Below are 26,140 nucleotides of genomic sequence, written 5' to 3' on the forward strand. Positions count from 1 at the left end.
GGCCGCCCACGGCCGCGTCCAGGAGGTCGCGGTGCGCGCGGCGGCCCGCGGCGGTGGCCAGCCGCGCATCGGCGCTCAGGTCGGTGCGGCCGATCACCTCGCACAGGGCCCGCCACTGCTCGTCGCCGTCGACGCTCACCACGCACCACTCGTCGTCGCCGGCGCACGGGTAGACCCCTTGGGGCGCGTCCCACTCGCCGCTGTTGCCGTGGGCGGTGAACGAGCCGGGTTCGAGTGATTCGCGCAGGAAGCCGGTGGACAGCTGGGTGAGGATCGTCTCCGCCTGGGCGACGCTGACCGTGCCGCCCTTCCCGGTACGCCGCCGCTCGATGAGCGCGGCGAGCACGGCGACGGCGCCGACCCGCGCGGCGATGTGGTCGGGATAGATGGTGATGCCGTCGCAGAACCCGGCCTCGACCTCGGTGTCCCGCCAGAGCCCGGTCAGCCCGGCGGAGGCGCGCACCAGCGGGCCGTAGCCCATGCGCCTGCTCCACGGCCCGGTCGGGCCCAGGGCGCTGCTGTCGGCCATGATGATCCCGGGGTTCAGCTCGCTGATGACGTCGTGGCCGAGACCCAGCGACTCCAGCGTGCCCGGCTTGAAGTTGGACAGGATGACGTCGGAGTCGGCGGCGAGCCGCTTGAACAGCTCCAGGCCCTCGGGTGAGCGGAGGTTGATCCCGGCGCTGAGCTTGTTGCGGTGGCCCCACGCGAAGCCGACGCTGATGACCTCGTCACCGAGCGACTGGCGGCTGCCGTCCGGGTAGGCCCGGCTCTCGATCTTGATGACCTCGGCGCCCTGATCGGCGAGCAACCGGCCCAGCTCCGCGCCGACCACGATGACACCCAGGTCCAGCACCCGCAGCCCGTCGAGGGGCCGCCGCGGCGCGACCTCGGCCGATTCGGAGGTTGCGTCGGAGGTGACCGCCGTACCAGAGGCCGTGTCGGGGGTGACCGGCCTGCCGGGCCTCCCCTCGGCGAAGACCTCGTCGTCGTGCTCCCCCGGCTCGGGGGCCCGGTGCCGGAACCCGGCCCGCACCCCGTTCACCTCCACGTATCCGGACGGCACGCGGCCGGTCAGCCCCGGGGCGACCTCGGTGTCGAGCAGGCTGCCCCGCGCGCGGAAGTGCGGGCTGTCGAGCACCTCGCCGGGGTCGAGCAGCGCCGCGATCGGCACGCCGCGCTCCTGGCCCTGGGCCACGAGCTCGTCCCTGGTCCGGTCCCTGAACAGGTCTCCCATGAGGACGCGCAGCCGCTCAGCGGCTCCGAAGCGGGCGCCCATGCTGTCGTACTTGGGGTCGGCGAACTCCGCCGGCTCCCCCAGCCAGCCGAACATCCCGCGCCACTGGCGCTTGGCCAGCACGCAGATCCGGACGTATCCATCGGCGCACGGGAAGATCGGGTAGAGGTCGCCCGCCTGCGGACGGCCGCGCGGCAGGCGGGTGGCCGGCACCCCGCCGGTGGCCGAGCCGCCCATGCCGAAGCCCGGGTCAAGGACCTGGGCGGTCATCTCGTACACCGAGCAGTCGACGTGGTCGCCGCGGCCGGTGTCGAGCCGGTTCAGGTACGCCAGCAGGCCCGCCCACGCGGCCTGGACGGCCGCCGATTCGTAGGCCAGCGGGCCGGGCGGCATGACCGGCTCGCGGCCGGGGATGCCGGAGCGCGACAGCACCCCGCCGAGCGCCATGTGCGTCCAGTCGGTGCCGATCCAGTCCCGGTACGGGCCGGTCTGCCCGAAGTCGGTGATCGAGACGACGACCAGCGCCGGGTTGCGCGCGAGCAGGGTATCCGCGCCGAGACCGAGGCCGTCGAGGGTGCCGGGGCGTTCGGTCTCGATGAGGAAGTCCGCCCCGGCGGCCAGGTCGAGCAGCCGGTCACGGCCGGCGGGGTCGCGCAGGTCCAGGGTGACGCCGCGCTTGTTGGCGTTGTGCGTGGCGAAGTAGAGGCTGACGCCGTCGTGGACCGGTTCGCGGTGGCGGGTCGGCGCGCCGCCGGGCGGCTCGACGCGGATGACGTCGGCGCCGAGGTCGGCGAGGAAGCGGCCGCACATCTCGGCCTTGCCGTCGGCCAGATCGATGACCCGAAGACCGGCGAGGGGAAGACCCCTGGCTGCGGGCATGGTGAATCACCCCACGGTGTGAAGGATGCGGGAGTACGCCGGACATGGCCTGTCGCGGCGGAGGGATCCCGGCCCCTGAGCGGCGGTTCATGGCCACGCGCCGGGCTTTCGAGCGGTTCAGGATCGCTCGCCAGGATTGTTGCGAACAGGTTTCCTACAACCGTGAGGATGCCATCCGGTTTCCGGTCTGAAAACGTCCGAATCGGCAACGTACTACGCGTCCCGATCGGCAACATGGTGGTTGACGTGCGGCGAGGGCCCGCCGCAGACTCCCTGCTCATGGAAGCCAGCTACCTGCCGCTCATCCTGGAGGGCATCGGCATCTCGACCTCCGACGCGGTCCTGGTCAGCGTGCTCACCCGGGCCATGCCGCTGGTCTCCACCGTCGCGGCCGTCCTGCTGGTGGAGCGGATGGAACGCCGCACCATGGTCATCATCGGCACGCTGGTCTTCGCGGCCTCCCTGCTGCTCATCACCCTGGACATGGGCGAGGCGGTGGCCACCGTCGGCGCCCTGTTCAGCTCGTTCGGCATCGCCTTCATGGCGACCCCCGCCTACACCTACACCGCGGAGGTGTTCCCCACCCGGGCACGGGGAACGGCGTCGGCCATCGCGGACGGAGTCGGTCATCTGGGCGGTGCGGTCACCCCCTTCGTGGTGCTGCCCATCCTGACCGGCTTCGGCGCGCGGCCGGCGTCGTTCGTCCTGGTGGCCCTGCTGGTGATCGCCGTCGGCATCATCCGCCTCGGCGTCCGCACCCGCGACCGCTCACTGACCGAGATCGCCGCCTGATCCCCAGGCGCCCTAGAACCGCACCTTCCGCAGGTAGCGATAGCCGACCTCGGCGGTATGCCGGGGAGTCACATCGGGCGTGTCGTTCTCCACGATGTACTCCACGACGCGGTGCTTGTCGAAGATGCGCCGGAAGTCGATGGTCCCGGTGCCGAGGTCGGCCATGTCGCCGTCGGGTGCGCGATCCTTGACGTGGAACTGCAGCACCCGCTGCGGCGCCTTGCGAATGACGTCGAGCGCGAAGCGCACCGGGTCGGCGGCGCCGCGCCCGACTCCGCCGGTGACCACCCAATACAGGTCGATCTCCAGATGGACCAGGTGCGGATCGAGCTCGGCGGTGAGCACGTCCCAGGGGGTCTTGCCGCCGCCGAGGTCGGTGGTGAACTCGTGGGCGTGGTTGTGGTAGCCGTAGCGCAGCCCGGCCGAGCGGGCGGCCCGTGCCTCGACGTTCATGCGCTCGGCCCACGCCTTCCACTCGTCCTCGCTGGTGGAGTTCAGGTAGGGCACGACCATGAAGGACTGGCCGAGGGTCAGCGCGTTGGCGATCTTCGTGTCGAGACCGGCCGCGTCGGTGGTGAGGCCGTCGTGGCTGGAGCTGGCCCGGATGCCGATCCCGTCGAGGAACTGGCGGAGCTGCTGGGCCGTACGACCGAAGTAGCCGAGCGCCAGCTCGACCTTCGGGTAGCCGGTCTCGGCCAGGTAGGTGAGCGTGGCGTCGTAGTTCTGGGCGAGGTCGTCGCGTACCGTCCAGAGCTGGATGCTGATCTGGTTCGGCGGGATGCGCTCCCCGCCGGAGTGGTGCGGCGGCGTCGCCGCGGCGGCGGGGGAGGCGGCGGCCAGGGCGGCCGCCCCGAGTCCGAGGCCCGCGGCGAGCAGGGAGCGCCTGCTGGGGCCATAGCCGTAGCACATGGGTGACTCCTAACGTGTGGGCTGGAGGACGACCTGGTCGCTGGCGGTCAGCGGAGGCAGGTCGGTGCCGCCGGGGTCGGTGTAGCCGGCCACGAAGACGCCGGTGAGGTGGTCGGTCTCCGGATCGTGTCCGCTCGGCAAGGTGGTCTGGATGGAGCCCGTGCAGCCGCGGGCCGTGGTCTGCGGGTGTCCGTGGTCGTCGTGGCCGAGGATGTAGTCCACGGTCACCTTGGCGCAGTCCACCGGCTGGTCGTCGGTGACCCGCACCTCGAACTCGACGACGTCGCCGAAGTGGAAAGCCTGCCCTTCGGCGGGCCGGACCAGCTCCACGACCGGCGCGGCGTTGCCGACCACGATCCGCACCGACGTCGCCGCGGACATGCCGGCGGTGTCGGTGACCCTGAGCGTGGCGTTGTAGAGACCGTTCTTCTGGTAGGTGTACGACGCCTCGGGGCTGCGGGAGTCGACCTTGCCGTCGGCGTCGAAGTCCCAGGCGTAGCGGAGCCTGTCGCCGTCGGGGTCGGTCGTACCGGCGCTGGTGAAGCGGACGGTCAGGGGCGCGTGGCCGTCGGTCGGCGTGGCCGCGGCGGCCGGGACGGGCGTGTGGTTGCCGGTCCAGCCGATGTAGTCGTAGCGCGAGAGCTGGGCGTCCGGGTTCTCCTGGAAGTAGCCGTCGCCGTATTCGAGCACGTAGAGCGCGCCATCGGGGCCGAACTCCATGTCCATCGGGTTGTCGAAGACGAACGAGGGCAGCACGTCCTCGATCCGCCCGTCACGGTGGAACGCCTTGACGTAGTCGCGGGTCCACTCGTAGAAGAGCGGAACGCCGTCGAAGTACTTCGGCCACCCCACGGCGTTCCGGCCGCGCGTGTTACGCGGGTCGAAGTGGTAGGCCGGACCGGCCATCGGCCCGATGCCGCCGGTGCCTAACTGAGGGAACTCCGGTGAAACCCCGTAGGAGTACCACACGTTCGGCTGCGTCACCGGGGGCAGCGCGCGCAGGCCGGTGTTGTGCGGCGACTCGTTGACCGGCGCCGCGCAGTCGAACGCCGCGCCTGACGTGCCGGTCGCGAAGTCGTAGTCGACGTACGGGAGCCGCGCCGTCGCGCAGTACGGCCAGCCGTAGTTGCCGGCCTTGCGGATCACCGTCCATTTGCCGGTCCCCGCCGGGCCGCGCTGGGGATCGGCCTCCCGCGCGTCGGGCGAGTAGTCGGCGACGTAGAGCTCGCCCGTGGACCGGTTGACCTCGATGCGGAAGGGATTGCGCAGGCCCATCGCGTAGATCTCCGGCCGGGTGCGCGCCGTGCCGGGCGGGAAGAGGTTGCCGCGCGGAATCGTGTAGGACCCGTCGGCGCGGACCTTGATGCGCAGGACCTTGCCGCGCAGGTCGTTGGTGTTGCCGGCGCTGCGCTGGGCGTCGAACGCGGGGTTGCGGTCGGGCCGCTCGTCGATGGGGTTGTAGCCGTCGGAGGAGAAGGGGTTCGTGTCGTCGCCGGTGGACAGGTAGAGGTTGCCGTCGCCGTCGAAGACGATGTCCCCGCCGACGTGGCAGCAGATGCCGCGGTTCACCGGCACGTCGAGGATGCGCTGCTCGGTACGGAGGTCGATCGTGGCGCCGGTGAAGCGGAAGCGGGACAGCCGGATCAGCCCGTTGAACGGCGCGAAGTCCGCCGGTGTGCCGGTGACCGGGGCGTCGCCCTCGTTGAAGTCCGGCGTCGCCGGGTCGTCGATGGGGGTGTTGAGCGGCGGGGAGTAGTAGAGGTAGACCCAGTCGTCCGCCTTGGAGCCCTTGCCGAAGCCGGGGCTGAGGGCGATGCTCTGCAAGCCCTCCTCGTCGTGCCGGTAGACGTCGAGCTTGGCGGCCTGCGTGTTGAGACCGGTCTTCGGATCGTGCAACCACACCACCCCGGGCCGGGTGGTGTGCAGGACCCGCGAATCCGGTAACACCGCCAGGTCCATGGGCTCGCCCGGATCGTCGTTCAGCGTCACCTTCTGGAACTGGTCGTCGGGCGGCGGAGCCGCGACGGTCCCGCCGGCGTTCGTGCTGACGGTCCCGGTGGCGTTGGCGGCGGCCGGCATGAGGATCGCCGCAGCGGTCAGGGCGGCGATTGCGGTTCTCGTTCTCATGCCTCTCCCTTCGGTCTGCTCAGGGGGATAAGAGAGGGCAAATTAACGTGAATGTAACCCGGCTTACGCCGATAGAGGAGGGCCTAATTACGCACGATCAAACAGCTTTCGCTTCAGATCGGACTAAGTACCGCGCGCCGCTGGACCGTTCAGGCGAGAACGCCCTGCCTGAACGGTCAGCGGTTACGAGCGGGGGGTGACCGGCGCCAGCCACAGACCGACGATCGCGTCGATCAGCCCGGTCGCGGCGTCGTGCCAGCTGGACCGGGGTGTGGGGATGCCTTCGGCGAGTGCGCGCTCGCGCTCGGCGATCATGTGCACCATCAGCTGACGCGCCATGTCGCCGCGTTCGAGGCGTACCTCCAGCGGCAGGTCGGGAAGACACCGGTTGAGCCCGTCGATCGCCTGGCCCAGGGACGGCGAGCTGATCGTCTCCTCGATCATGATCTCGCGCAGTGCGGGGTCGGTCATCACCTGCGCGCTGAACCGGGCGAACCAGGTGGGGTTCCCCAAAGCACCCAGGTGCTCGGTGATCGGGCGCAACAGGCAGCCAACCCAATCTCGCGCGTCCGTGGAGCCGGCCGTCTCGGCCAGCATGCGCAGGCGCAGCCGCTCCATCGGCTCGGTGTGCTTGCGCACGATGGCGCGTACGAGATCCGCCTTGGTGCCGAAGTGGTAGCCGACCGCCGCCGTGTTGCCCTGTCCGGCGGCCTCGCTGACCTGGCGGTTGGACACGGCGAAGACCCCGTGCTCGGCGAACAGCCGCTCCGCCGCCGTCAGGATCTGCTCTCGCGTCGCGCTCACGCGTTCGGCCCGGGCGGTCCTCTCCATCAGGTCACCACCGTACCGGAAGCTCGCTCAGTCCGCCGACGACCAGTCCCTCGACCCGGCGCAGCCCCTCGGTCGTGACCGTGCAGGCTCTGGCTCACCGTCCGTCCTCCTCGAATTCGGCCCTCGGTACGCGGCCAGTCAACCGGCCCTGCTAATTTAAGTCAAACAGTTGATTTAAGTTGTGGCCGGATCTCATGTCCGGCCGCTCGGACGGAGACCTTTCCATGCGCCATGCAAAAGCTCAGCCCTTCGAGGCCGAGCCGCCCGGCCCGCCGCGGACCAATGCCGTCGTGGTGGTGCTGGCCTTCGCCGGGATCGTGGTCGCGCTCATGCAGATCTCCAGCGCCGTCTCGGGCGCCATCCTGGCCCAGCTGAACATGTCCCTCGGCCCCGTGACCGTGCCCTCCCAGAACGGCTTCCGCGTCGTCCTGGCCCTCGGCGCCGGCATGGCCCTCATCGCCCTGGTGATCATGTCCTTCATCCCCGGCCGACGCCCGGCCGCCTCCGCCGGGACGACGCGCACCGCCGTCCCCGCGCACGCCAAGGAGCCTTCCGCGGGCTGACCCCCTCCTGCGGCCCTTTCACTCCGGCGGCCCTGCGGGGAGGCCGCCACGCGAGCTGAGTAGCGGCCTGCTCCAAGCCGGCCACGCGGCTTGAGTAGACACCCGTTCAAGCCACCACGCGAGTTGAGTAGAGGCCTACTCATGACCCGGCCGGGTTGCGCGCCTAGCGTCAGAACCCTGATGCCGGGGAGGTGGCGATGCGCCGGTACGGCCTGGTGGCCTACGTATTTGCGGCGAGCATGATGGCGCTGATGGCCGCGTGCGTGATCGGGCTGAGCCCGGCGACGGCCGGGGCGGCGGGGGGAACAGCGCCGACGACATCCGGGGCAGCGGGGGCGCTGAGGGCAGGAGCGGCGAGGGCGGCGGAGCCGACGGCCGGGGCAACGGAGGTGGCGGGGCCGACGGCCGAACCGTCCTGCCCGACGCTGTCCGAATGGAACAGCGAGACGCATGACGGCACCCACCCGGGGCCGGTGCCGAACGTCATGGGGATGACCCGGGACAGCGCGGTCGCCGCGCTGGCCCAGGGCGGCTTCGACACGGAGTCCACGCCGTCCGACGCGGCGGGCGACTGGACGGTCACCGACCAGACCCCCACCAGCGAGGAGCTCGCGAACTGCGGCTCCACCGTCACCATCGACCTCCAGGCGCCGACCGTGGAGGTCCCGGACGTCGTGGGCGACCAGCAGGACGTGGCGGAGAAGAAGATCCGCGACAAGGGACTCGTCCCGTCGGTGGCCGAGGGAGACGGGACGGCCGTGGTGGACACCCAGGATCCCGCCGCCGGCACGCAGGTGCCGCACGGCAGCACCGTGACACTGACCCTGCGTCCCCCCGCGCCGACGTCCCCAACGCCTGACGACCGCGTCGAGGTCCCCGACCTGGACGGGCTCAGCGCGAGCGCGGCGAGGAGGCGGCTCCAGGGACAGGGGCTCACCCTCGTCGTCGGCAGCGGGGACTCGGGCCGCGTGAGTGAGCAGGATCCGGCCGCCGGCAGCATCGTCGACCGCGGCAGCTCCGTCACCGTCACGCTGACACCGGGACCCACACCGACCGACCCCGCGAGCCCGGACGTCACCCCCACCGATACCGACGAGTCGCCGCAGGTCAGCGACATCGACCCGGAGAAGGCCGGCTCGTCGGGCACGCCGCTGCCCGGCTTGCTGGTCGCCGCGCTCCTGGCGGCGGCCGTAGTGGTCTGGGCGCTGCGCCGTGCCCGCCGCGGCCGGCGGACGTCCGCGACGCCCTCCGTGGTCTGCGTCCCGTACGCCGACCTCTCGCCGAGCTTGCATATCCGCGAGTTCGCGCCCTCGCTCAGCCTCGACTTCGTCTGCCACCACGACCAGGGCCGGCAGGAGATCAGGGAGATCCTACGGTGACCGTTACCTTAATCACCCAGCCCAGCACCGCCGACCTGCTGCTCTACGCCGACCCGAAACAGGCGGCCCAGGAGCTGGCGCGGGCCGTGGACGCCCGCCGGGTGCTCGATGAGATCACCCGGCAGGTCCAGGCGCCGCCCGGCGAGCTGGCGCGCAGGGCCGCGGATGCGGGCGCCGATCTGCTCGGCGGCATCGACGTAGGGTCGGTGCTGCTGGGCGGCTGGGCGAAGTACCGCGGCCTGCGCGCCGCAGCCCGCAGGACCTTGGACAACCCGGGTACGGGACAGGTCGTGCCGCTGGCCGAGCATGAGGTCGTCTCCCACCACGAGCCCTATGTCGAGGTACAGGTCAACGGCCGGCCGGTGGGCCGGGTGACCTTCGGCGTAGACCTCATTCTGCATCTCACGATGGTGCAGGCCAGGGTCCGCGGCGGCCGGCTGATGGGCCTGACCGGGGGCGACTGCACGGCCGCCATCGCCTGCAAGATCCAGGGCGTCGAGGTGGCCAGGAAGGAGTTCGTGGTGGTCACGTTGCCGATCAACCGCGATTTCGGGACGGGCTTCGCCCTGCTGCCGGAGGCACGGACGGCAAGCTGACGTGCTGGCTCACGGCCGGCCGACGTGCCAGATGACGGCCGGCTGACGTGCCCGCGCGGAGGGCCAGCTGACGTGCCGGCGCGTCTCTAACGGCCCTGGTAGCCCTCGCGGGCGGTCACGACGTCGGGCATCCGGTCCTCCAGCCAGGCGATGAGGGGGATCAGTCGCTCGGCGGCCTCGCGACCCAGCGAGGTGAGGCTGTATTCGACCCGGGGCGGAATCGTGTGCTCGGCCACGCGCAGCACCATGCCGTCGCGTTCCAGGGTCTGGAGGGTCTGGGACAGCATCTTCTCGCTCACCCCGTCGACGCGGCGGCGCAGCGCGTTGAAGCGGTAGGGCCCCTCGTAGAGAGCCACCAGCGCCAGGATCGCCCAGCGGCCGGTGATCGTCTCCAGCACCGTGCGGGAGGTGCACTTGCGCGAGAAGACGTCGGCCACCAGGTTCTCGAACTCCTCCATGCGTGCTAGCTTAACAGTGCTTTCCGATAGAAAGTACTAACCGCTAGTTCGTACTGAGAGGGAGAAATCATGATCGTGGTAACCGGAGCCAGCGGGCACCTGGGCCGACTGGTGGTCGAGGAGCTCAAGAAGCGGATCCCCGCCGAGCAGATCGTCGCGGCCGCGCGTACCCCGGAGAAGGCCGCGGATCTCGGCGTCGAGGTCCGCGAAGCCTCCTATGACCGGCCCGAGACCCTCAAGAGCGCCTTCGCGGGCGCCACCAAGGTGCTGCTCATCTCCGGCATCGAGGCCAACCGGCTCCAGCAGCACTCGGCGGTCGTCGACGCGGCCAAGGAGGCCGGAGCCACGCTCACCTACACCAGCGCGCCCAAGGCCGACACCACCGAGGCCGGCCTCGCCGCCGACCACAAGGCGACCGAGGACCACATCAAGGCGTCCGGCGTGACGTACACGCTCTTGCGCAACAACTGGTACCACGAGAACTACGAGCAGGCGATCACGACCGCTCCCCAGCTCGGCGCGGTTTACGGCGCCGCCGGCGACGGCCGGATCGCCTCCGCCTCGCGCGCGGACTACGCCGCCGCCACGGCCGCCGTGCTGGCCGGAGAGGGCCACGAGGGCAAGGTCTACGAGCTCGGCGGCGACACCGCCTGGACGCTCGCCGACCTGGCCGCCGAGATCTCCAAGGTCACCGGCAACGAGGTCGCCTACCAGAACCTGCCGAAGGACGAGTACGCGGGCGTCCTGGCCGGCGCCGGTCTTCCGGCTCCGTTCGCGGCGCTCATGGCCGATGTGGACGTCAACATCTCCCGTGGCTGGCTCGCCGACACCCCCGGCACGCTGAGCGAGCTCAGCGGCCGGCCGACCCAGCCGGTCGGCGAGTATGTCCGCTCCCTGCTCGGCTAGGAGCTGTCTCTCAGATCTGCTGACGAGCCGCCGCGCCACCCCGCCAAGGGCCGCCCGTACGATCGGGGCGGCCCTCAGGACCGGATCATCGGCTCGGTCGCCGCGGCACTTTCGCCGTCCTGTCTCCGCCCTGGTCCGACGGGCGAAAGATCAGAGCGCGTCCCACAGGTCGCAGTTGTGCTCGGTGGCCATCTCACTGGCCGGGACCATCACCGACCGTCCGCCCGCGCGCAGCGACATGACGCGCGAGGTGCGGTTGTAGTCCGGCCACGGCGACGCGAACGGCGCCTGCGGCCGGGCGAGCCGGGTGAACGAGCCCCAGTAGTGCACCATGTCCGCCGCCAGCCGGCGCTCGGCCGCGTCGAAGGTGGGCGCGATCGGCGTGCCGTTGTCGAAGCTCGGCCACAGGTAGGCCAGCTCGGCGGCGTGCCCGGCGCCCCACTCGTACCCGACCGGCTCGGGGGTGAGGCCCGGCCCCGTACGGTGGTCGAACCGGTAGGCGAACACGCGGGTGTAGGCGGACAGGTCCTTGATGAACCGGAGCGTCGGGCAGCCGCCCAGACCGGCGATGTACCCCGAGTCGGTGAAGATCGCCGCCGACAGGTACGCGCCGGTGAATCGGTCCGTCGTCGCCGGCCAGGGATACCGGGCCAGGATGGCGTCGGCGTTGCCGCCGAACAGGGACCGGACGAAGTTCTCGTACTGCTCTCGGGTCCAGTCCAGATTGCCCTGCGCGAACGTGCGGCCCTCGTCGCGGGTGGAGCCAACGATCAGGGGCACGCGCTGGAAGTGACCCGCACGGACAGCGTCATCGGGAGCCTCCGGCAGCACCGGGCCGCCGTGCACGAACGAGCTGAACTGCGGCCCGTCGACGAGCCGTGCCGGGGACAGCGCGCGCAGGCAGGCGACGGCGGTCGCGTCGTCGGCGCAGCCGAGCCGGCCAGCGATGGACGTGCCGGACTGCTCCCCCTGGCTGACGGGCTGGCTGACGCAGGAGCCGCTCTGGATGATCGCGCGCTTGAAGAGCCCGCTCGATCCGGGGGCGGTGAGGTGGCCGCAGACGGAGAACCCGCCGGCCGACTCCCCGTCGATGGTGACCTGCCGGGGGTCGCCGCCGAAAGCGCCGATGTTGCGCTGCACCCAGCGCAGCGCCGCCTGCTGGTCGAGGAACCCGTAGTTGCCGGACTGCCCGGCCTCGCGGGTGAGCGCCGGGTGGGCCAGGAAGCCGAACACGCCCAGGCGGTAGTTGATGCTCACCACCACGACGTTCTCCAGGCGGGCGATCAGGCTGCCGTCGTGCTGGTTGCCGGAGCCGTTGACCAGGCCGCCGCCGTGGATCCAGAACAGCACGGGCAGCCGCTGCCCGGCCTTGACGCCGGCGGGCCTGAACACGTTGAGGTACAGGCAGTCCTCGGTCTCGGAGCGCGGTCCGTTGCTGCTGGCCGCGGCGGGACAGCGGTTGCCCCACTCGGCGGCGTCGCGAACGCCCGTCCACGCGCGGGCCGGGCGGGGCGCTCTCCAGCGCAGGTCGCCGACCGGGGGCTCCGCGTACGGGACGGCCAGGAACCGGTCCACGCGATCGGCCACGGCGCCTCTGAGCAGGCCGGTCTCCGCCCGCACCACCGGGCGGGCCGCGCCGGCGAGTGCGGGGGTCGCGGGGATTCCTAAGAGAAGGGTGACGACGGCGGTCAGCAGCGCGAAAACGCGACGGCTCGATTTCCTTTTCGGCGTCGGAGCGAGAGTTTCCGGCATGTACGCAACTCCTTCGGGACGGGCCGCGGAGGGAATCATGCGCCTGAAACATAGCTCTGGTCCGATCTATCGGATAGCGCTCTCCCGTTGAATGGAAGGCTTTTACCCCGATCCCCGATCCAGACGGCGATCCGGGCCACCACGGTGCCGACGCTCGTCACTGTGCGTCAGACGCCAACCGTCACGATCACGAACCGTGTGCTGACAAAGAGTCAACCCACCATTGTGCACGAATCTTCACATCTGGAGCTTGAAGTACATCTGCCCCATCGGCATAGTGGACGCACCACAGGCGTATCAGTCGTGGCGGGCATCCTGGGGGGCCGCTACCAGTTCACGACTGCCTAGCGGCGCACCACTACGCGCGGAATTGGACACGATGGATGAGCTCGCCTCCGCCGATCCGCACCAAACTGCTGAGGATCCTGCTGCTTCCGCTGGTCTCGATGGTCGCCTTATGGGGATTCATCGCCTACTCCAGCGCGGATGAGATCGCCGCGGTCTCCCAGACGCAGGACCGATGGGACGCCATCGGGTCGCCGGTGCTGGAACTGATCATCGAACTACAGCAGGAGCGCCAGCTTTCGGCGGCGGCGCCACGCAGCACCGGCACGTACGCGCTGCTGGCCGAGCAGCGGCCGATCACCGATGGCAAGGCCGCGCGGCTGCGCGAGGCCATCGGATCCATCGGCTCCGCCGGCGAGGGGTCGGAGGACGACACCCCGGCCGAGGTGCGGGAGCTGGTGCGGGCACTCGACGGCCTCCAGTCACTGCGCGAGCGCGCGGACGATGGCGCGCTGTCCCCGCCGCTGAAGATCATCAACGCGTACAGCAACCTGATCAGCATCGCCAACCGGCAGTTCACCGACTCCGACGCGTTGAGCAGCCTCTCGTCCTACCGCGCCGTGCGCGGCATGGCGGCCTACAGCGCCACCGCCGAATACCTGGGCCAGGAGCACGCCGTGCTCACCAGCACGATCGTGCACCACAAGATGACCCCCACGGACCGTGCCTCGTTCGTCTCCGCGATGACCAGCCGCCGGCTCGTCTTCGCCAACGCCGAACGCGACGCGGGCCCCGCCCTGCGGGCGAACTACGACAAGCTGGTCGCCAGTGCCCCGTACAAGCGGCTGCTGGCGGTGGAGGACCGGCTGTTCGGGTGGGACACCAACGGATCGCCGCCGGTGGACCCCGACGAGTGGAAGGCCGACGCCGAGACCCTCCTCAGCGCCATCAACCTCGACACGCACGCGGAGCTGGGCCGCTCCTCGGTGGAGGCCGAGGACCAGAAGACCGGGGCGTACTGGCGGATCTGGCTGGTCCTGATCCTGGGACTGGCCGCGGTGGTCGCGTCGGTGGCCCTTTCGTACCGGTTCGGCCAGTCCCTGATCGCCGAGCTCCGACGCCTTCAGGCGTCCGCGGTCGAACTCGCCGAAGAGCGGCTGCCCCGGCTGGTCGAGCGGCTGCGCCGCGGCGACGACGTCGACCCGGCCACGGAGGCCCCCGGCCTCGACCCGGCCCACACCGCCGAGGTCGATCGCGTGGTGAACGCGTTCTCCGCCGTACGCCGCACCGCCGTCGAGGCCGCGGTGGGCCAGGCGACGCTGCGCAAGGGCGTCGCCCAGGTCTTCCTCAACCTGGCCTGGCGCAACCAGGCGCTGCTCCATCGCCAGCTCGCGCTGCTCGACACCATGGAGCGCCGGGTCGACGACCCGGAGGTCCTGGAAGACCTCTTCAAGCTCGACCACCTGACGACCCGCATGCGGCGGCACGCGGAGAACCTCATCATCCTGTCCGACTCCGCCCCCGCCCGCCGCTGGCGCGACCCCGTGCCGCTGTACGACGTCGTACGCGCGGCGGTGCTGGAGGTCGAGGACTACACCCGCGTCACCGTCGCGCCGATGCCGGACTCCCCGCTGCTGGTCGGCGCCGCGGTCACCGACGTGATCCACCTGATCGCCGAGCTGGTGGAGAACGCCGCCGTCTTCTCCCCGCCCGACACGACCGTGCACGTCCGCAGCATGACCGCGGCCAACGGCTTCGCGCTCGAGGTGGAGGACCGGGGCCTGGGGATGAACCAGGACACCCTCGACGAGCTCAACGCCCGGCTGGTCAACCCGCCGGAGTTCGACCTGGCCGACAGCGACCGGCTCGGCCTGTTCGTGGTGTCCAGGCTCGCGGCCCGGCACAACATCAAGATCATGCTGCGCCGCTCGCCGTACGACGGGACCACCGCGATCCTGCTGCTCCCCACGGCCCTGCTCGCCAACGCCGAGGCCCTGGCCGTCGCCGCCGCGCACCCGGTGGGCCACGGCGGGCGCGCGCCCAGGCCCATGCGCGCGATCGGCACCGCGCCCGCCGAGGCCCGGCCCCGCGTGGTGTCCCTGTCCCCGGAGCCCTTCTCTCCGGAGCCCTTCTCCCCCCTCGCCTCGGATGCCTTCTCCGCCCGCGCGGCGGAGGCCGTGAACGGCCGAGAGGTCCCCGGCAACCCCGGTGACCACGCCGGTGACCACGGGAACGCGGCTGACCCGGGCGGCACGCCGGACGCGCCCGTCCGCGCACCGGAGCCCGAGCGCGCGACCTGGTTCGAGGCCGGTCCCGTACCGAGGCCGGCACCCGGCCCGGTGAACGGGCTGGGGAACGGGCTTGGGAACGGAGCGGCGAACGGGCTGGGGAGCGAGGCCGTCGCCGAGCCGAGTACCGGACCGATTTCGAGGCCAGGGGGCGCCGGGTCCCCCGGTCCATCCGTAGAGTGGAGCCGCACGGTGCCCGCCCAGGAGGCCGACGAGGACCTCGACGGGTTGCCCATGCGCGTACCCCAAGCCAACATGGCTCCTCAGCTGCGCGCCGCGCGGCGCACGGACCGCAGCGCCGTCTCGGTGCGCTCGCCGGAGGAGCTCGCACAGATCATGTCGTCCATGCAACGTGGCTGGCAGCAGGGTCGCCACCAGACGGAGCAGGAACACGACGTGTGGAACCGAAAGGACGACCAACCCGATGCCTGACCCCAGAAGTGAACTGAGCTGGCTCCTCGACGACCTCACCCAGCGGGTCCCCGGCATCCGGCACGCCATCGTGCTGTCCGCCGACGGGCTGGCCATGGGCGGGTCCCGGGAGCTGACGCGGGAGGACTCCGAGCACCTGTCCGCCATCTCCGCCGGCAGCCACAGCCTCGCCATGGGCGCGGGACGGCACTTCGGTCTGGGCGGCGTACGACAGACGATCATCGAGCTGGAGGGTGGCTTCCTGTTCGTCACCGCGGCGGGCCAGGGCGCCCGGCTGGCCGTGCTCGCCTCGGGTGACGCCGAGCTGGGCATGGTCACCTACGAGATGGCGCTCATGGTCAAGCGCGTCGGGGAGCACCTCTCCTCCCAGCCGAGGGGAGCGGCACCGGCACCCGCCTGGAACGGCGCCAGACCGTGACCGGGGAGGATCCCGGGCCGCTGATCCGGCTCTTCGGGCTGACCGGCGGCAGGGCGCGACCGCGTGGCGAGACGTTCGACCTGGTGGCCATCGTCACCACGGTCGGCGGTTCCCACGAGCTCGCGGACCTGATCCCGGAGCATCGCACCGTGCTGTCGGTGTGCCGCAGGCCCACACCGGTGGCGGATGTCGCGGCCCATCTCAAGCTGCCGCTCAACATCACGCGGGTGATCCTGGGCGACCTGCGCCGCGAGGGTCTTGTCACCATCGAGCGTCCGCGCCCCGCGGCGCAGACGATCGACGAACGCATCTACAGGGAAGTGCTGCATGGACTACGCAGCCTCTGAGCCGGGGGCGACCGCGGTCGCCTCGGCCTTGGCCATCAAGATCCTCGTCGCGGGCGGCTTCGGCGTCGGCAAGACGACCATGGTCGGCACCATCAGCGAGATCCGGCCGCTGCACACCGAGGAGCTCCTGAGCGAGCGGGGCATCGGGGTGGACGACACCTCCGGCGTGGACGCCAAGGTCACCACCACTGTCGCGCTGGACTTCGGCCGGATCACCATCCGCGACGGCCTGTGGCTGTACCTGTTCGGCACCCCCGGCCAGGACCGGTTCTGGTTCATGTGGGATGAGCTGTCGGTCGGCGCGCTCGGCGCCGTCGTGCTCACCGACACCCGCCGCCTGCAGGACTGCTTCCCGGCGGTGGACTACTTCGAGCAGCGCGGCATCCCGTTCCTGGTCGCCGTGAACTGCTTCGACGGGGCCAAACGCTACGACCCGGCCAAGGTACGGCGGGCGCTCGGCCTGGCCGAGACCACTCCGGTGGTGCTGTGCGACGTACGCGAACGCGAGTCGGTCAAGGAAGTGCTCACGACGCTGGTCACGTACGCGGTGGAAGGGGCCTGACGACCCCCCCATCAGAGGAAGCTCCATGGAAGTGGCCGACGGCTGTCTATAGTTACACCGTGTTCACGCTGCAAGCCCTGGTGGATCGCGCCTCACTCGAACTGCGGGTGCTGGCGCCGGGACGGCCGGGCGCGCTGGACGAGCCGGTCACCTGGGTGCACAACACCGAGCTGCCCGACCCATCGCACTACGTACGCGAAGGCGAGCTCGTACTGACGAACGGCCTGTGGATCGGCCAGGTGCCGCCGGAGCACTTCGTGCGGAACGTCATGAAGGCCAAGGCCGGCGGCATCGTGTTCGGCCTGCGGGCCGAGACGCCCGTCACTCCCCCGGAGCTCGTCGACGCCTGCCGCGAAGGGGAGCTGCCACTGCTGGAGATCTCCATCGCGGTGCCGTTCACGGCGGTTTCGCAGGCCGTGGCCGACATGCTGACCGACGAACGCAAGCAGGCGCTGGTCGGCATGGTGCGCCGGGGGGACGCCCTGGCCACGGCGATCTCCCGGGGAGCCGGCGCCTCCGGCGTGCTCGACGTCCTGCGGCGCGAGCATGACCTGCCGCTCGCGGTGGTCGACAGGATGGCGCGGCCGCTCGCGATGGCCGGCGCCGATCTCCGAGCGGACCAACTGCACGCCGTGGCCACGGGATTGGCCAAGAGACCTCCGGCCCTGGAGGTGGATCTGGGGGACGCGGGACGCGCGGCGCTGTTCCCGGTGGGCGCCGTCGGCGACATCGACGCGGCTCTCATCTGCCTGCGCCCCTTGCGTGAGCTCGCGGCGAACGAGCGGGAGGCGCTGGAGCAGACGGCCCGGTTCCTCAGCCTGGAGGTCGCGAAACAGCAGGCGGTCCAGGCGATCGAGATGCGCTTCGCCAGCGAGCTCCTGGAGATGATCCTTTCAGGAGGCCGACGCGCCGCCGAGGTCCCTGGCCGCCTGCGCGCCTTCGGCGTGGATCCGGGCGGTCCGCTGGCCGTCTGCGCCGTGGCGTTCGCGCTCGGCGAGACCGCGACGATGCACGGGCTCGCCGAGGTGATCGGGGAGTTCTTCGCGGCTGAAGGGGTGCCGGTCGTCGTCGCCGACGGCACGCAGGACGTCGTCGCCGTACTGACCTGGCGCCACCCCGAGCGTGAGCTGCCGCTGCTCGCCCAGCGCCTGCTCCACGACGTCGAACGGCGCTTCTCCGGCCTGCGCCCGGTCGCGGGCCTGGGCGGGCTCGCCGCCAGCTCGGCGGAGCTGCGACCCCGGCTCCTGCAGTCCAGGGAGACCTGCCGCGTGCTGCGGCGGACCCGCACGGGGCCTTCCGTACGGGCCTTCGCCGATTTGGGTACGCACCGGCTGCTCCTCGGCTCGCTCGACGTGGAGACTCTGCACGAGTTCGCCGGCGAGCTCCTCGGGCCGATGAAGGACCATGACGCGCGGCGCGGCGGTGAGCTCGAGCTGACGCTACGGACCTACCTCGATCACGATGGGCAGTGGGCGGCGACGGCCGGCGCGTTGCACGTCCACGTCAACACGCTCCGCAACCGGCTGGCCAAGATCACCGAGCTCACCGGCAGAGACGTGGGACGCACCGAGGATCGGGTGGATCTGTTCCTGGCGCTGACCATCGACGCGATGGACTGAGCTACATCGGCCTGGATTGACCTCAAGCCGTCTGCCGCCACCGGTGGGCGTTGCTCAGCGTCGCCATCGGCTGGAGCATCTGGTGGTCGAAGGCCGCCATGGGCAGCCCCTGGGCCAGGCGCCGGGGGAAGTCGGGGTTGGCGAGCGCGCCCCGGCCCAAGGTCAGCACGTCCGCGTGGCCGTCCTCCAGCAGCATGGCTGCCTGGTCGAGGTCGTGCATGCCGCCGTTGGCCAGCACGGGCAGCCCCGTCACCTTCCGGGCGAGGCCGGTGATCGTCATCCCTCCGTCCAGGGTCGCCGTCTCCACCCAGTCCCGCCCTTCGCTGGCGATGTGCAGGTAGCTCGCGCCCGCTGCGGCGAGCGCGGCGAAGATGGTCTCCGCGTCCCTGGAGCCGCCCGCCCATCTGTGCGTGAAGTCGTTGACCTTGCCCTGTGACAGGCGGATCCCCACGCAGAAGTGCGGGCCGAGCTCCGCGCGGATGGCGGAGACGATGTCGGCCGCCAGCCGTACCCGATGGGCGACCGGGCCGCCGTAGTGATCGTCGCGCTCGTTGGTGTAGTCCGTCAGGAACTGGTCCACGAGGTAGCCGTTGGCGCCGTGTACCTCGACCCCGTCGAAACCCGCTCGCCGGGCGCGGACGGCCGAGGCCACGAAACCGGCCACCGCGCGGTCGATGTCCTCCTGGCTCATCGCGCGAGGTGTCGGCCATGAGCCGCGCCCGCCGTACTCGGGCATCATCTCCCCGCGTGGCTGGACGGCCGACGGCGCCACCGTCTCGTCGCGGTAGCGGTTGCCCTGCGACAGCGCGCCCGCGTGCATGAGCTGGAGGATCATCGACGCTCCCGCGTCGTGCACCTGCCTGGCGATCTCCTCCCAGGCGGCCTCGTGGCCGTCGGTGACGATGCCCGGCTGGTTGATGTACCCCTGGCTGTGCCAGGTGTCGGTGTAGGTTCCCTCGGTCACGACGAGGGAGAAGCCACCCTCGGCGAACGTCCGGTAATAGTCGGCCATCTCGCCTGTCGGCGTGCCGTCGGCGGCAGCGGACACCCTGGTCATGGGCGAGACCGCCAGCCGGTTGGCGAGGCTGAGCTCGCCGACGCGTTCCGGTCGCAGGGCGGGGTGCTGGACATCGTTCATCGTTCGCTCTCTCCTTGTGTGATCAGGTCGATCGCCAGCGGCGTCGGCCGGTGCCCGTTGATTCCGGGCGACGGCCGGCTGAGCTGGCTGAGCGCGGTCAGTCGCCCGGGTGACGCGATCACGTTCGAGGCGGCGATGGACTGCGTGTTCGTGCTTTCGGCGTGCCCGCAGGACCTGGTGACCAGGGTGAGGATGGGCCGGCGCGGTTCGGTGACGAATTGCTCGCCGACCAGCGGGAACAGGCGACTGGTGGCGGCCCGCGTGTGCGACGCGCTGAGGTGCTCGTTCACGTCCGCCGCGGCGAACGCGAACGCGTCACCGACCTGACCTCCGTCGAGGTCGGTGACGCGCACGCGCTGACCGGTACTGACCTTGACCGCCCGCCCTTCGCCGGCGGGCACGATGACTCGCATGCCGACAGCCAAGCAGCCAGGACGGGCGCCTGACCATGGAGATTGCTACCGCATCGCGCCATTTTGATGGATGAACCTCCTGCATCCCGGCCGGGAGCGCGTGGCCGGTCGTCAGGGTGGCGCCTGGAACCATGCGTTGATCGTGTTGTACACCGCGCCAGAGATGGGATCGTTCGGCAGGTAGATGCGCAGCTGACCGCGGCCGCCCAGCCGGCCGAACTCGCTGGAGACCGCGTGCATGTGACCTTCCTTCGTGACCTCGATCACCGAATCGGCGGCGATCACGACGTGGCCGGTGAGATTGGCGACGCGCAGGGGGTGCTTGCCGTTTCCGATGTGGCAGTTGGCCAGCAAGATGACGTCGTTCGGCTTCAGCTTCGGCATGTGCAGGAGCAGGGCCGCGGTCTGCGTCGCGTCCAAGGTCTGGCCGCCGATCACGTTCCCCTTCTCCGAGCCGTGCCCGTCCGTGTAGAAGGCGCCGTCGATGCGCCGCACGTTGCGCGCGGACGGGGCCAGGCTGCGGTCGTGCGGGTGGTCCAGGTCGCGCAGCCAGACACCCGCCTCCGTCTCCTCGACATGCTGGTCGAGGTGGTGTGCCAGCTCGGCGGTGAGCGGGGGCTTCATCCGCGGCACCCGCAGCGCGATCGAGGCGGCGTTGTGGCCCAACGGCACCTGTATGGCCAGCAGGTGCCGCTCGCCGAACGACTCCTGCACGGCCAGCACCTTCAGCCTGACCCCGGATCTGAACAGAACGTGGGCGGGCTTGCCCGACAGGTCCCCGACGTCGGCGTACTCGCTCGCCCTGATCGTCAGCCGTACGCTGTCGGGCTGGTCACCCAGCTTCGCGGGGTCGTCGACGCCCTCCAGGATCCCGTGGAAGACGACCTCGTCGCCGGGCCGGACGGCGCTCGGCAACCAGTCCTTGGGGACGCGGGCGGAGACGTGGCCCGACGTGGTCGCCCTGGCGGCGAGCTCGGCGTCCGCCCTGTCGAGCGTCGTCTCGGCCCAGGGAACGAGCGCGGGGTCGTCCGCGCGCCCGACGGCCAGTTCGTTCACCTGGCGCAGGTTGACGCCCTCGAGGAGATGCGGCAGTGCGGGCACCTGGTTGCTGGGCGTCCGCCACGGCGTCTCCCGGAAGTCGGGGACCAGCGGGGAGTGGTCGTGCAGCGGGCCGAGATCAAGTGGGGCGTGCGGGGCCACGCGGCTGATCAGGGCGAGGTGGGCATGGTAGCGGTCGGCGAGGCCGTACCTCTCGAACTCCGGCCGCAGCGCCTCGTACCTGGCGCGCAGTGCGGCGCTGTCGGCCTCCGTGAGCAGCGGCTTGCCCACCCCGAGGTGCTCCATGCGCGGGTTCTCCGACGACTGCAGCGCGAACGCGTGGGCGGGGGCGAGCAAGGCGTGCAGTGCGCGCCTGTCCAGCTCGTGCCGCAGCGACGCTGGAACGGCGCGTTCCTCGTCGCTCCAGTGCCACGGGCTGATGCGGTGCTCGTACACGACGGTGGGCCCGGCCCGGTAGTGGCCCTGCGCACCGTCCCTGGTGGCGTGCGCCGCATGAGTTCGTTCCTCGAACTCGTCCGCCTTGGCGACGGTGGCGAACTCGTGGCGCAGGGCCTTGGTTCCGTCGTTGAATGTCACCACCTCCGCGCCGGCCTCGGTCAGCGGCACCACGTCGCTTTCGCGAACGCCGGTGGCGAGGGCCGCGCGGAGCGGTTCGCTGCCGTGCGTCTGGTAGACGGTGCCATCGGATGCCTGGTGCACCGCGGGGCCGTCCAAGCCGAGTGCGCGCCGGGCCAGCGCCCCTTCCAGCGCGTCGTCGGCGGCCCTGCCGGTCAGCGTCAACGCCTGCGATCCGTCACCGAACGTGACGACTCGCCCCAGGCCGGACTCGCGCGAGGCCACGATGTCGTCGAGGTTCTCCACCAGCCGCTGTACGGGGTCCACGAGAGGGCGTCCCGCGCCTGGCGGGGCGGTGTCCCTGAGGTCGGCGGCCAGGGCGGCGAGCTGCTCGGCCCGGTCATTGAGCTGCTGCGCGGTGATCTCGGGCAGGGTCTCGTCAAGACGGGCATCGAAGATGGAGTCGACGCCGACCGCGTTCTCCGCGATCATCCGCAGGGAGTCGGTGACCCTTCGGTGCGACTCCGCCAGGCCCGCCCTGGCGAAGTCGGACTCGAGCGTCCTCATGATGGACCGGATCCTGGTGACGTCCTTCGGCGAGAGCGGGTTGGCCGCCCATCCCTCCGGATGGGCGCCCACCTCGCGGATGAACAGCCGGCTCATCAGCTTGGCCACATGGGGCTGGGGCATGAGGGCCGCCTCGCCGGACAGCGCGCCCAGCAAGAGGGGGTCGTCCCTGAACAGGGCGCCGAGCAGGCCTGCCAGGACGCCCTCGCGAGTGGCCACCGTGCCGGGTAGGTTCCATGCCTGGCCGGTCCAGCTCATGTGGTCCGGATCGCCGTACACCCATTCGAGCAGCAGCCCCGTGTCTCGGACCGGATGCATCGAGGGCATCTTGAGTCCGAGCTCCTCGCCGATCTGGGCGACCAGCACCTTGGCGTCCCTGGCCTCCTGAGTGGGGAAATCAGACAGCATGGCGTGCGAGCCGTCGGCGAGCGTGACCCTGGCGCTGTCGGCCCCGGCGGCCTCCCACCCGGCCTTCATCCCCTGGGCGGCCAGCTGACCGAAGTGGTACTGGGTTTGCGGCGGGTTGCCCGCCGCCCGGTTCTGGCCCCAGTTGAGCATGCTGTCGATCCGGCTGCGGGGTTCTGAGCGCGGTGGGTCGGCGGCAGCGGGCTCGAAGCGCTGCCAGTGGCCCTCCAGCGGGCCGCGATATCCCCGGGCGGTGCCGTACGGCATGCCGTTGTCGGCGGCGAGCACGACCCGGCCCGTACGGTCGGCCAGGTCCTGCAGTAACAGAGCGTCATGGCGGGCGTGCGGCCCGAACACCCGCAGCGCGGCGTCCGGCTGGGCCATCAGCCGCCGGTCCTCGCGCAGCACGCCCGCCAGGTCGGCGGCGTCGATGTGGATGTCACGGCCCGGTGCGAGGTCGCGCATGGAGGGGGGCAGATCGGCGGGCAGCCGGCGGAAGCCGCCGACCAGGAAGCCGTCTGAGGTGGCGCGGATTCCGACGTCCACGTGGCCGGGCAGCGGCGGGCGGCGTCGCATGTCGCCCGTGACGCTCATGTCAGTGCTTTCCGGGTTGCGGAACCACAGGCCGGACCAGGTCTCCTCCCGGAAGTTGCGGACGAGGAACTGCTGACGCTGCGCGGCTGCCTCTCCAGGGCGGCGCATCGGGTCGTGACCCGAGTCGGCCCCGTGACGCCATCCGGCCAGATCGGTCACCTCCCGCCTGCCTGTGTGGGAGGGCTCAGGATCAGCGCTTCGCGGGTCGGGCGACTGTCGCGGGTCCGGCGGCCGGGTGTCAGGATCTCCGCGGTTGTCGGGACCTCCACGAGGATCGGGGCCTCCGTCGGGGTCGGGGCGCGGTGAGCCGTCACCGCTCCCCCTGCCGAAGTGCGGGTTCCAGCTGGCCCAGTGCGCGTCGGCGGCTCCGACGGCGCCGGAGGAGAAGCCCTTGAGCAGGCGTTCCAGATCGAACGGTTGCCCGTCGAACGCCTGCGTGGTCGCGTCGGTCAGGCCGCCCGCCACGCCGGAGGCGAGCATGTAGCCCAGCAGAGACCGCGGCGGCGCCAGCCAGGTCGCGCCGGTCAGGAACACACCGTTCAGCGCGCCGGTGCCCAGTGAGGTCAGCGCCTGACCCCAGTCGATCTTGTCGCGTCGGCTCTGTCCGGCCTGCACGCCCAGGTCCATCGCGAGCATCAGGCCGCCGAACAGCCCGATGTTGACCAGCAGCCGCATGGCCAGCTGCCTGATGATCGCCTTGGTGAAGCGGGCGCGCAGCCCAACGGCCGCCAGCCCGGCGCTGGAGGTGGCCGGGTTCACGATGACCGGCACCAATGTCCACAGCTGGAAGATCAGGAACCCGATCGACAGCTTGATCAGCCGCTTGGTGTATTGGACCTGCACGCCGAGGTCGTTCAGCGCCACCGCCATTCCAGCGAGGCGGTTCAGCAGGTCGGCCTCGCTGTCGCCGACCTTGGGCACGGCGTGCTTGACGAAGGTCCGCAGCGCCTCGCCGTCCCATGTGTCCCGATCGGGAATGGGGACGCCGCTGGCATCCGCGACCCGGTAGGCCGCGGCCGCCAGCACGTCGGCCAGAGTGAACAGCTTGGACTCATCGCCCTGTGGCCAGTCCATGCCGACGGCCCAGCCGATCCACGGCCGCATCCAGCCGGGTATGTCCCCGTCGAGCAGCACCGCCCGTCAGGTCCCGGGATGCTCTGCGGCCCGGTAGTGTCCGGCCGTGGCGTGCATCCCTTCGCCGACGCCTTCCAACTGGTCGATGTAGTCGTTGAAGGCGTTGATGACGCTGTCGCGCATGACGGGGAAGTCCTTCTCCATCTGGGCACCGTACTGGTCATGCCCCATCGGCCGCCCGGCCGCCACGAACGCCTCGCGTACGTCGTGCAGGATGCCCCGGACGCGCTCGGCCTCCTCGGCGGAGGCCTTTCCGTACCGGAGGATTCCCTGCGTCTCCGCGTTGTACCCGGAGACCGTCATGCCCCTCGGCCCTCAAGAATCACCCCAGCATCGTACAACTCACGTCAAAAGCCTCACCCTTGCTTCTTGGCCGCGGCCCGCCTGAGCTCGTCGAGGATCTCGAACTCCTCGGCGCTCAGGTCGGCCGCCACGCTCAGCGTGCCGTCGGAGGTGTGCAAAGTGATCGGCTCAGGCCGCCCGTCCCGGTCCGGGAGGACCTCGAAAAGCGGAGGCCGTCGCTCGTCCGCGCTCATACCTCGAACCTACAGGGCATAAGCCACGGGGTGCCGCCACGCGGCGAGGAAGGGCCGCCGCGAGCACGTCGGCGACGTCGTCGATCGCGCTGCGACGGGTCAGGAGCGCGGGCGTTCGTCCACCACCTGCAGGACCTTGCCCGTACGGGGATGCAGCACCAGCTCCGAAGGCCGGACCCATTCGACCGTCAGCGGATGGACGCCGCCCTCTTCCACCGTCTGGGGGTACAGCGGCCTGGCCGCGTACACGGCGTCGATGAGCCGCTGCGTCAGCTCGGGCGGCGGCTCCTCGGTGCAGGCCAGCCGCAGCGTCAGCCCGTCCTTGCCGTTCCAGCGGCGCTGCACCATCTGCATCCCCGACATGGCCCGGTCCGGGTCCGCCGCGATGAGGACCGCGCGGATGGCCTCCGTCGACATCGACACCGTCTCCACCCTGGCGCCCTCGGCCGACCTGCCGAGCAGCCGGAATCCGCGGCAGTCCGTGTCGGTCCACTCCGCCAGGTCGCCGGCCGGATAGCGGATGATCGGCATCAGCGTCCTGAACAGGTTGGTGACGATCACCCGGCCGGGTACGCCGGGCACGGTGATCGGCTCACCGGTCGAGTCGTCGATCAGCTCCACCAGCGTGCGATCGGCGAAGGCCTCGTGCACGCGCACGTCGTCGCCCGGCACCGGGGCGCCGACGAGCCCGGCGTCGACCGAGGCGTATCCGAGCGAGGCGATCGAGGCCCGGGGAAACGCCTTGGCCAGCTGGGGTCGCAGGTCGTCGAAGAGGAAGTCGCCGGCGAACAGCAGCAGCTCCACCGTGTCGGCCACCTGCCCACGGGCGGTCACCGCGTCGGCCACGGTCGCGAGTTTCATCGGCGGACCCGCCAGCACGTCGACGCCGAAGTACGCGATCAGGTCGGCGACGGAGTCGTCGGAGGCGTGGCAGGCGATGGGCAGCCGGACGTTCTCCACCGGGGCGTTGTGCAGCGAGTGCTCGATGTAGAGGAAGCCGCCGTACATCTCGCCGGCCGAGAACAGGTTCGCCACCCGGTGCCCCGGCTTCAGCCCCGCCCGGACCATGCCCGCGCCGAACGCGGTCACCGAGTCGGCGTGCTCCGTGCGGGTCCACGGGGAGAACTTCGGCGCGCCGGTGGTGCCGCCGGAGGTGTAGACGCCGGCGTCGGTCAGCGGTCCGGTCAGCAGCCGGTTGTCCGGGTAGACGTTCGCGGCCCAGAAGGCCGTCTGGTCGATGATCGGCAGCTGGGTGAGGTCGGCGGCGCCGTCGGGCACGTCGCGGTACGCCTCCGCGTAGAAGGGCGAGTGGCGTCGGGCGAAGTCGACCAGGTCACGCAGGGATTTGGCGGGCATGTG

The 26,140-nt window shown here is 70.9% G+C and carries 21 protein-coding genes and 1 pseudogene; 10 read left to right on the top strand and 12 right to left on the bottom strand.

Going from position 1 to position 26,140, the window contains the following annotated elements; genetic code table 11:
* Positions 1-13: 13 nt before the first annotated feature.
* Positions 14-2,116, bottom strand: a pseudogene (locus LDL49_RS29115) (CaiB/BaiF CoA transferase family protein); the annotation flags it as partial.
* Positions 2,117-2,395: 279 nt separating this feature from the next.
* Between LDL49_RS29115 and LDL49_RS29120 the strand changes: the two are divergent.
* A complete protein-coding gene (locus tag LDL49_RS29120; protein ID WP_225295432.1) occupies positions 2,396-2,908 on the top strand; it encodes an MFS transporter in 513 nt (170 codons plus the stop codon).
* A 12-nt stretch (positions 2,909-2,920) separates the two neighbouring features.
* Here the strand turns inward: LDL49_RS29120 and LDL49_RS29125 are convergent, their stop codons facing one another.
* The 3 genes from LDL49_RS29125 to LDL49_RS29135 all read right to left on the bottom strand — a co-directional run bounded on the left by LDL49_RS29125 (position 2,921) and on the right by LDL49_RS29135 (position 6,775).
* Positions 2,921-3,817 (bottom strand): sugar phosphate isomerase/epimerase family protein, encoded by an 897-nt coding sequence (locus LDL49_RS29125; RefSeq protein WP_225295434.1) that lies wholly within the window; start codon positions 3,815-3,817, stop codon positions 2,921-2,923.
* 9 nt (positions 3,818-3,826) lie between these two features.
* Complete coding sequence (locus LDL49_RS29130) at positions 3,827-5,944, bottom strand: PQQ-dependent sugar dehydrogenase (protein ID WP_225295436.1); 2,118 nt, start codon at positions 5,942-5,944, stop codon at positions 3,827-3,829.
* Positions 5,945-6,127: 183 nt separating this feature from the next.
* Entirely contained in the window at positions 6,128-6,775 is a 648-nt protein-coding gene (locus LDL49_RS29135) for a TetR/AcrR family transcriptional regulator (RefSeq protein WP_225295437.1), read from the bottom strand.
* Positions 6,776-6,999: 224 nt separating this feature from the next.
* Here LDL49_RS29135 and LDL49_RS29140 point away from each other — a divergent pair, with 224 nt between their 5' ends.
* The 3 genes from LDL49_RS29140 (at position 7,000) to LDL49_RS29150 (ending at position 9,313) form a co-directional block, all read left to right on the top strand.
* Positions 7,000-7,338, top strand: coding sequence for a hypothetical protein (locus LDL49_RS29140; RefSeq protein WP_225295439.1), 339 nt, complete (start codon positions 7,000-7,002; stop codon positions 7,336-7,338).
* A 197-nt stretch (positions 7,339-7,535) separates the two neighbouring features.
* The gene (locus LDL49_RS29145) at positions 7,536-8,717 is read left to right on the top strand and encodes a PASTA domain-containing protein (protein ID WP_225295441.1); all 1,182 of its coding nucleotides are present in this window, start codon (positions 7,536-7,538) and stop codon (positions 8,715-8,717) included.
* Entirely contained in the window at positions 8,714-9,313 is a 600-nt protein-coding gene (locus LDL49_RS29150) for a hypothetical protein (protein ID WP_225295443.1), read from the top strand. Before LDL49_RS29145 ends, LDL49_RS29150 begins: the two co-directional genes overlap by 4 nt.
* Before the next feature lie 86 nt (positions 9,314-9,399).
* Here LDL49_RS29150 and LDL49_RS29155 read toward each other — a convergent pair whose 3' ends face one another.
* Positions 9,400-9,771, bottom strand: coding sequence for a winged helix-turn-helix transcriptional regulator (locus tag LDL49_RS29155; RefSeq protein ID WP_225295445.1), 372 nt, complete (start codon positions 9,769-9,771; stop codon positions 9,400-9,402).
* Between the two features lie 69 nt (positions 9,772-9,840).
* On the opposite strand from LDL49_RS29155, the gene LDL49_RS29160 reads away from it, so the two are divergent.
* Positions 9,841-10,677 carry an SDR family oxidoreductase gene (locus LDL49_RS29160; RefSeq protein ID WP_225295447.1) on the top strand — a complete coding sequence of 279 codons (837 nt, stop codon included), beginning with the start codon at positions 9,841-9,843 and terminating at the stop codon, positions 10,675-10,677.
* Positions 10,678-10,827: 150 nt separating this feature from the next.
* On the opposite strand, the gene LDL49_RS29165 is transcribed toward LDL49_RS29160, so the two are convergent.
* A complete protein-coding gene (locus LDL49_RS29165) occupies positions 10,828-12,429 on the bottom strand; it encodes a carboxylesterase/lipase family protein (RefSeq protein WP_225295449.1) in 1,602 nt (533 codons plus the stop codon).
* A 383-nt stretch (positions 12,430-12,812) separates the two neighbouring features.
* Here LDL49_RS29165 and LDL49_RS29170 point away from each other — a divergent pair, with 383 nt between their 5' ends.
* From LDL49_RS29170 to LDL49_RS29190, 5 genes are read left to right on the top strand one after another with little or no spacing between them, the layout of a single operon-like run.
* Positions 12,813-15,434 carry a sensor histidine kinase gene (locus tag LDL49_RS29170; RefSeq protein WP_225295450.1) on the top strand — a complete coding sequence of 874 codons (2,622 nt, stop codon included), beginning with the start codon at positions 12,813-12,815 and terminating at the stop codon, positions 15,432-15,434.
* On the top strand, positions 15,427-15,852 hold the full coding sequence (locus LDL49_RS29175; RefSeq protein WP_214640319.1) for a roadblock/LC7 domain-containing protein: 426 nt from the start codon (positions 15,427-15,429) through the stop codon (positions 15,850-15,852). Before LDL49_RS29170 ends, LDL49_RS29175 begins: the two co-directional genes overlap by 8 nt.
* Complete coding sequence (locus LDL49_RS29180) at positions 15,849-16,199, top strand: DUF742 domain-containing protein (protein ID WP_225295452.1); 351 nt, start codon at positions 15,849-15,851, stop codon at positions 16,197-16,199. Before LDL49_RS29175 ends, LDL49_RS29180 begins: the two co-directional genes overlap by 4 nt.
* Entirely contained in the window at positions 16,180-16,761 is a 582-nt protein-coding gene (locus tag LDL49_RS29185; RefSeq protein WP_225295453.1) for a GTP-binding protein, read from the top strand. Before LDL49_RS29180 ends, LDL49_RS29185 begins: the two co-directional genes overlap by 20 nt.
* Positions 16,762-16,820: 59 nt before the next feature.
* A complete protein-coding gene (locus tag LDL49_RS29190; protein WP_225295455.1) occupies positions 16,821-18,380 on the top strand; it encodes a PucR family transcriptional regulator in 1,560 nt (519 codons plus the stop codon).
* Positions 18,381-18,402: 22 nt separating this feature from the next.
* On the opposite strand, the gene LDL49_RS29195 is transcribed toward LDL49_RS29190, so the two are convergent.
* The 6 genes from LDL49_RS29195 to LDL49_RS29220 form a co-directional block, all read right to left on the bottom strand.
* Positions 18,403-19,518 (bottom strand): oxidoreductase, encoded by a 1,116-nt coding sequence (locus LDL49_RS29195; RefSeq protein WP_225295458.1) that lies wholly within the window; start codon positions 19,516-19,518, stop codon positions 18,403-18,405.
* The gene (locus tag LDL49_RS29200) at positions 19,515-19,931 is read right to left on the bottom strand and encodes a DUF1989 domain-containing protein (RefSeq protein WP_225295461.1); all 417 of its coding nucleotides are present in this window, start codon (positions 19,929-19,931) and stop codon (positions 19,515-19,517) included. Before LDL49_RS29200 ends, LDL49_RS29195 begins: the two co-directional genes overlap by 4 nt.
* Positions 19,932-20,042: 111 nt before the next feature.
* The gene (locus LDL49_RS29205) at positions 20,043-24,245 is read right to left on the bottom strand and encodes a DUF8616 domain-containing protein (RefSeq protein WP_225295463.1); all 4,203 of its coding nucleotides are present in this window, start codon (positions 24,243-24,245) and stop codon (positions 20,043-20,045) included.
* 6 nt (positions 24,246-24,251) lie between these two features.
* Entirely contained in the window at positions 24,252-24,548 is a 297-nt protein-coding gene (locus LDL49_RS29210; RefSeq protein WP_225295465.1) for a hypothetical protein, read from the bottom strand.
* A 53-nt stretch (positions 24,549-24,601) separates the two neighbouring features.
* Positions 24,602-24,781: a hypothetical protein gene (locus tag LDL49_RS29215; RefSeq protein WP_225295467.1), complete on the bottom strand. Its 180-nt coding sequence runs from the start codon at positions 24,779-24,781 to the stop codon at positions 24,602-24,604.
* A gap of 99 nt (positions 24,782-24,880) precedes the next feature.
* A complete protein-coding gene (locus tag LDL49_RS29220; protein WP_225295469.1) occupies positions 24,881-26,137 on the bottom strand; it encodes a phenylacetate--CoA ligase family protein in 1,257 nt (418 codons plus the stop codon).
* Between the last annotated feature and the right edge of the window lie 3 nt (positions 26,138-26,140).

Source organism: Nonomuraea aurantiaca (assembly GCF_020215705.1).
In the GTDB taxonomy this organism is placed as follows: Bacteria; Actinomycetota; Actinomycetes; order Streptosporangiales; family Streptosporangiaceae; genus Nonomuraea; species Nonomuraea aurantiaca.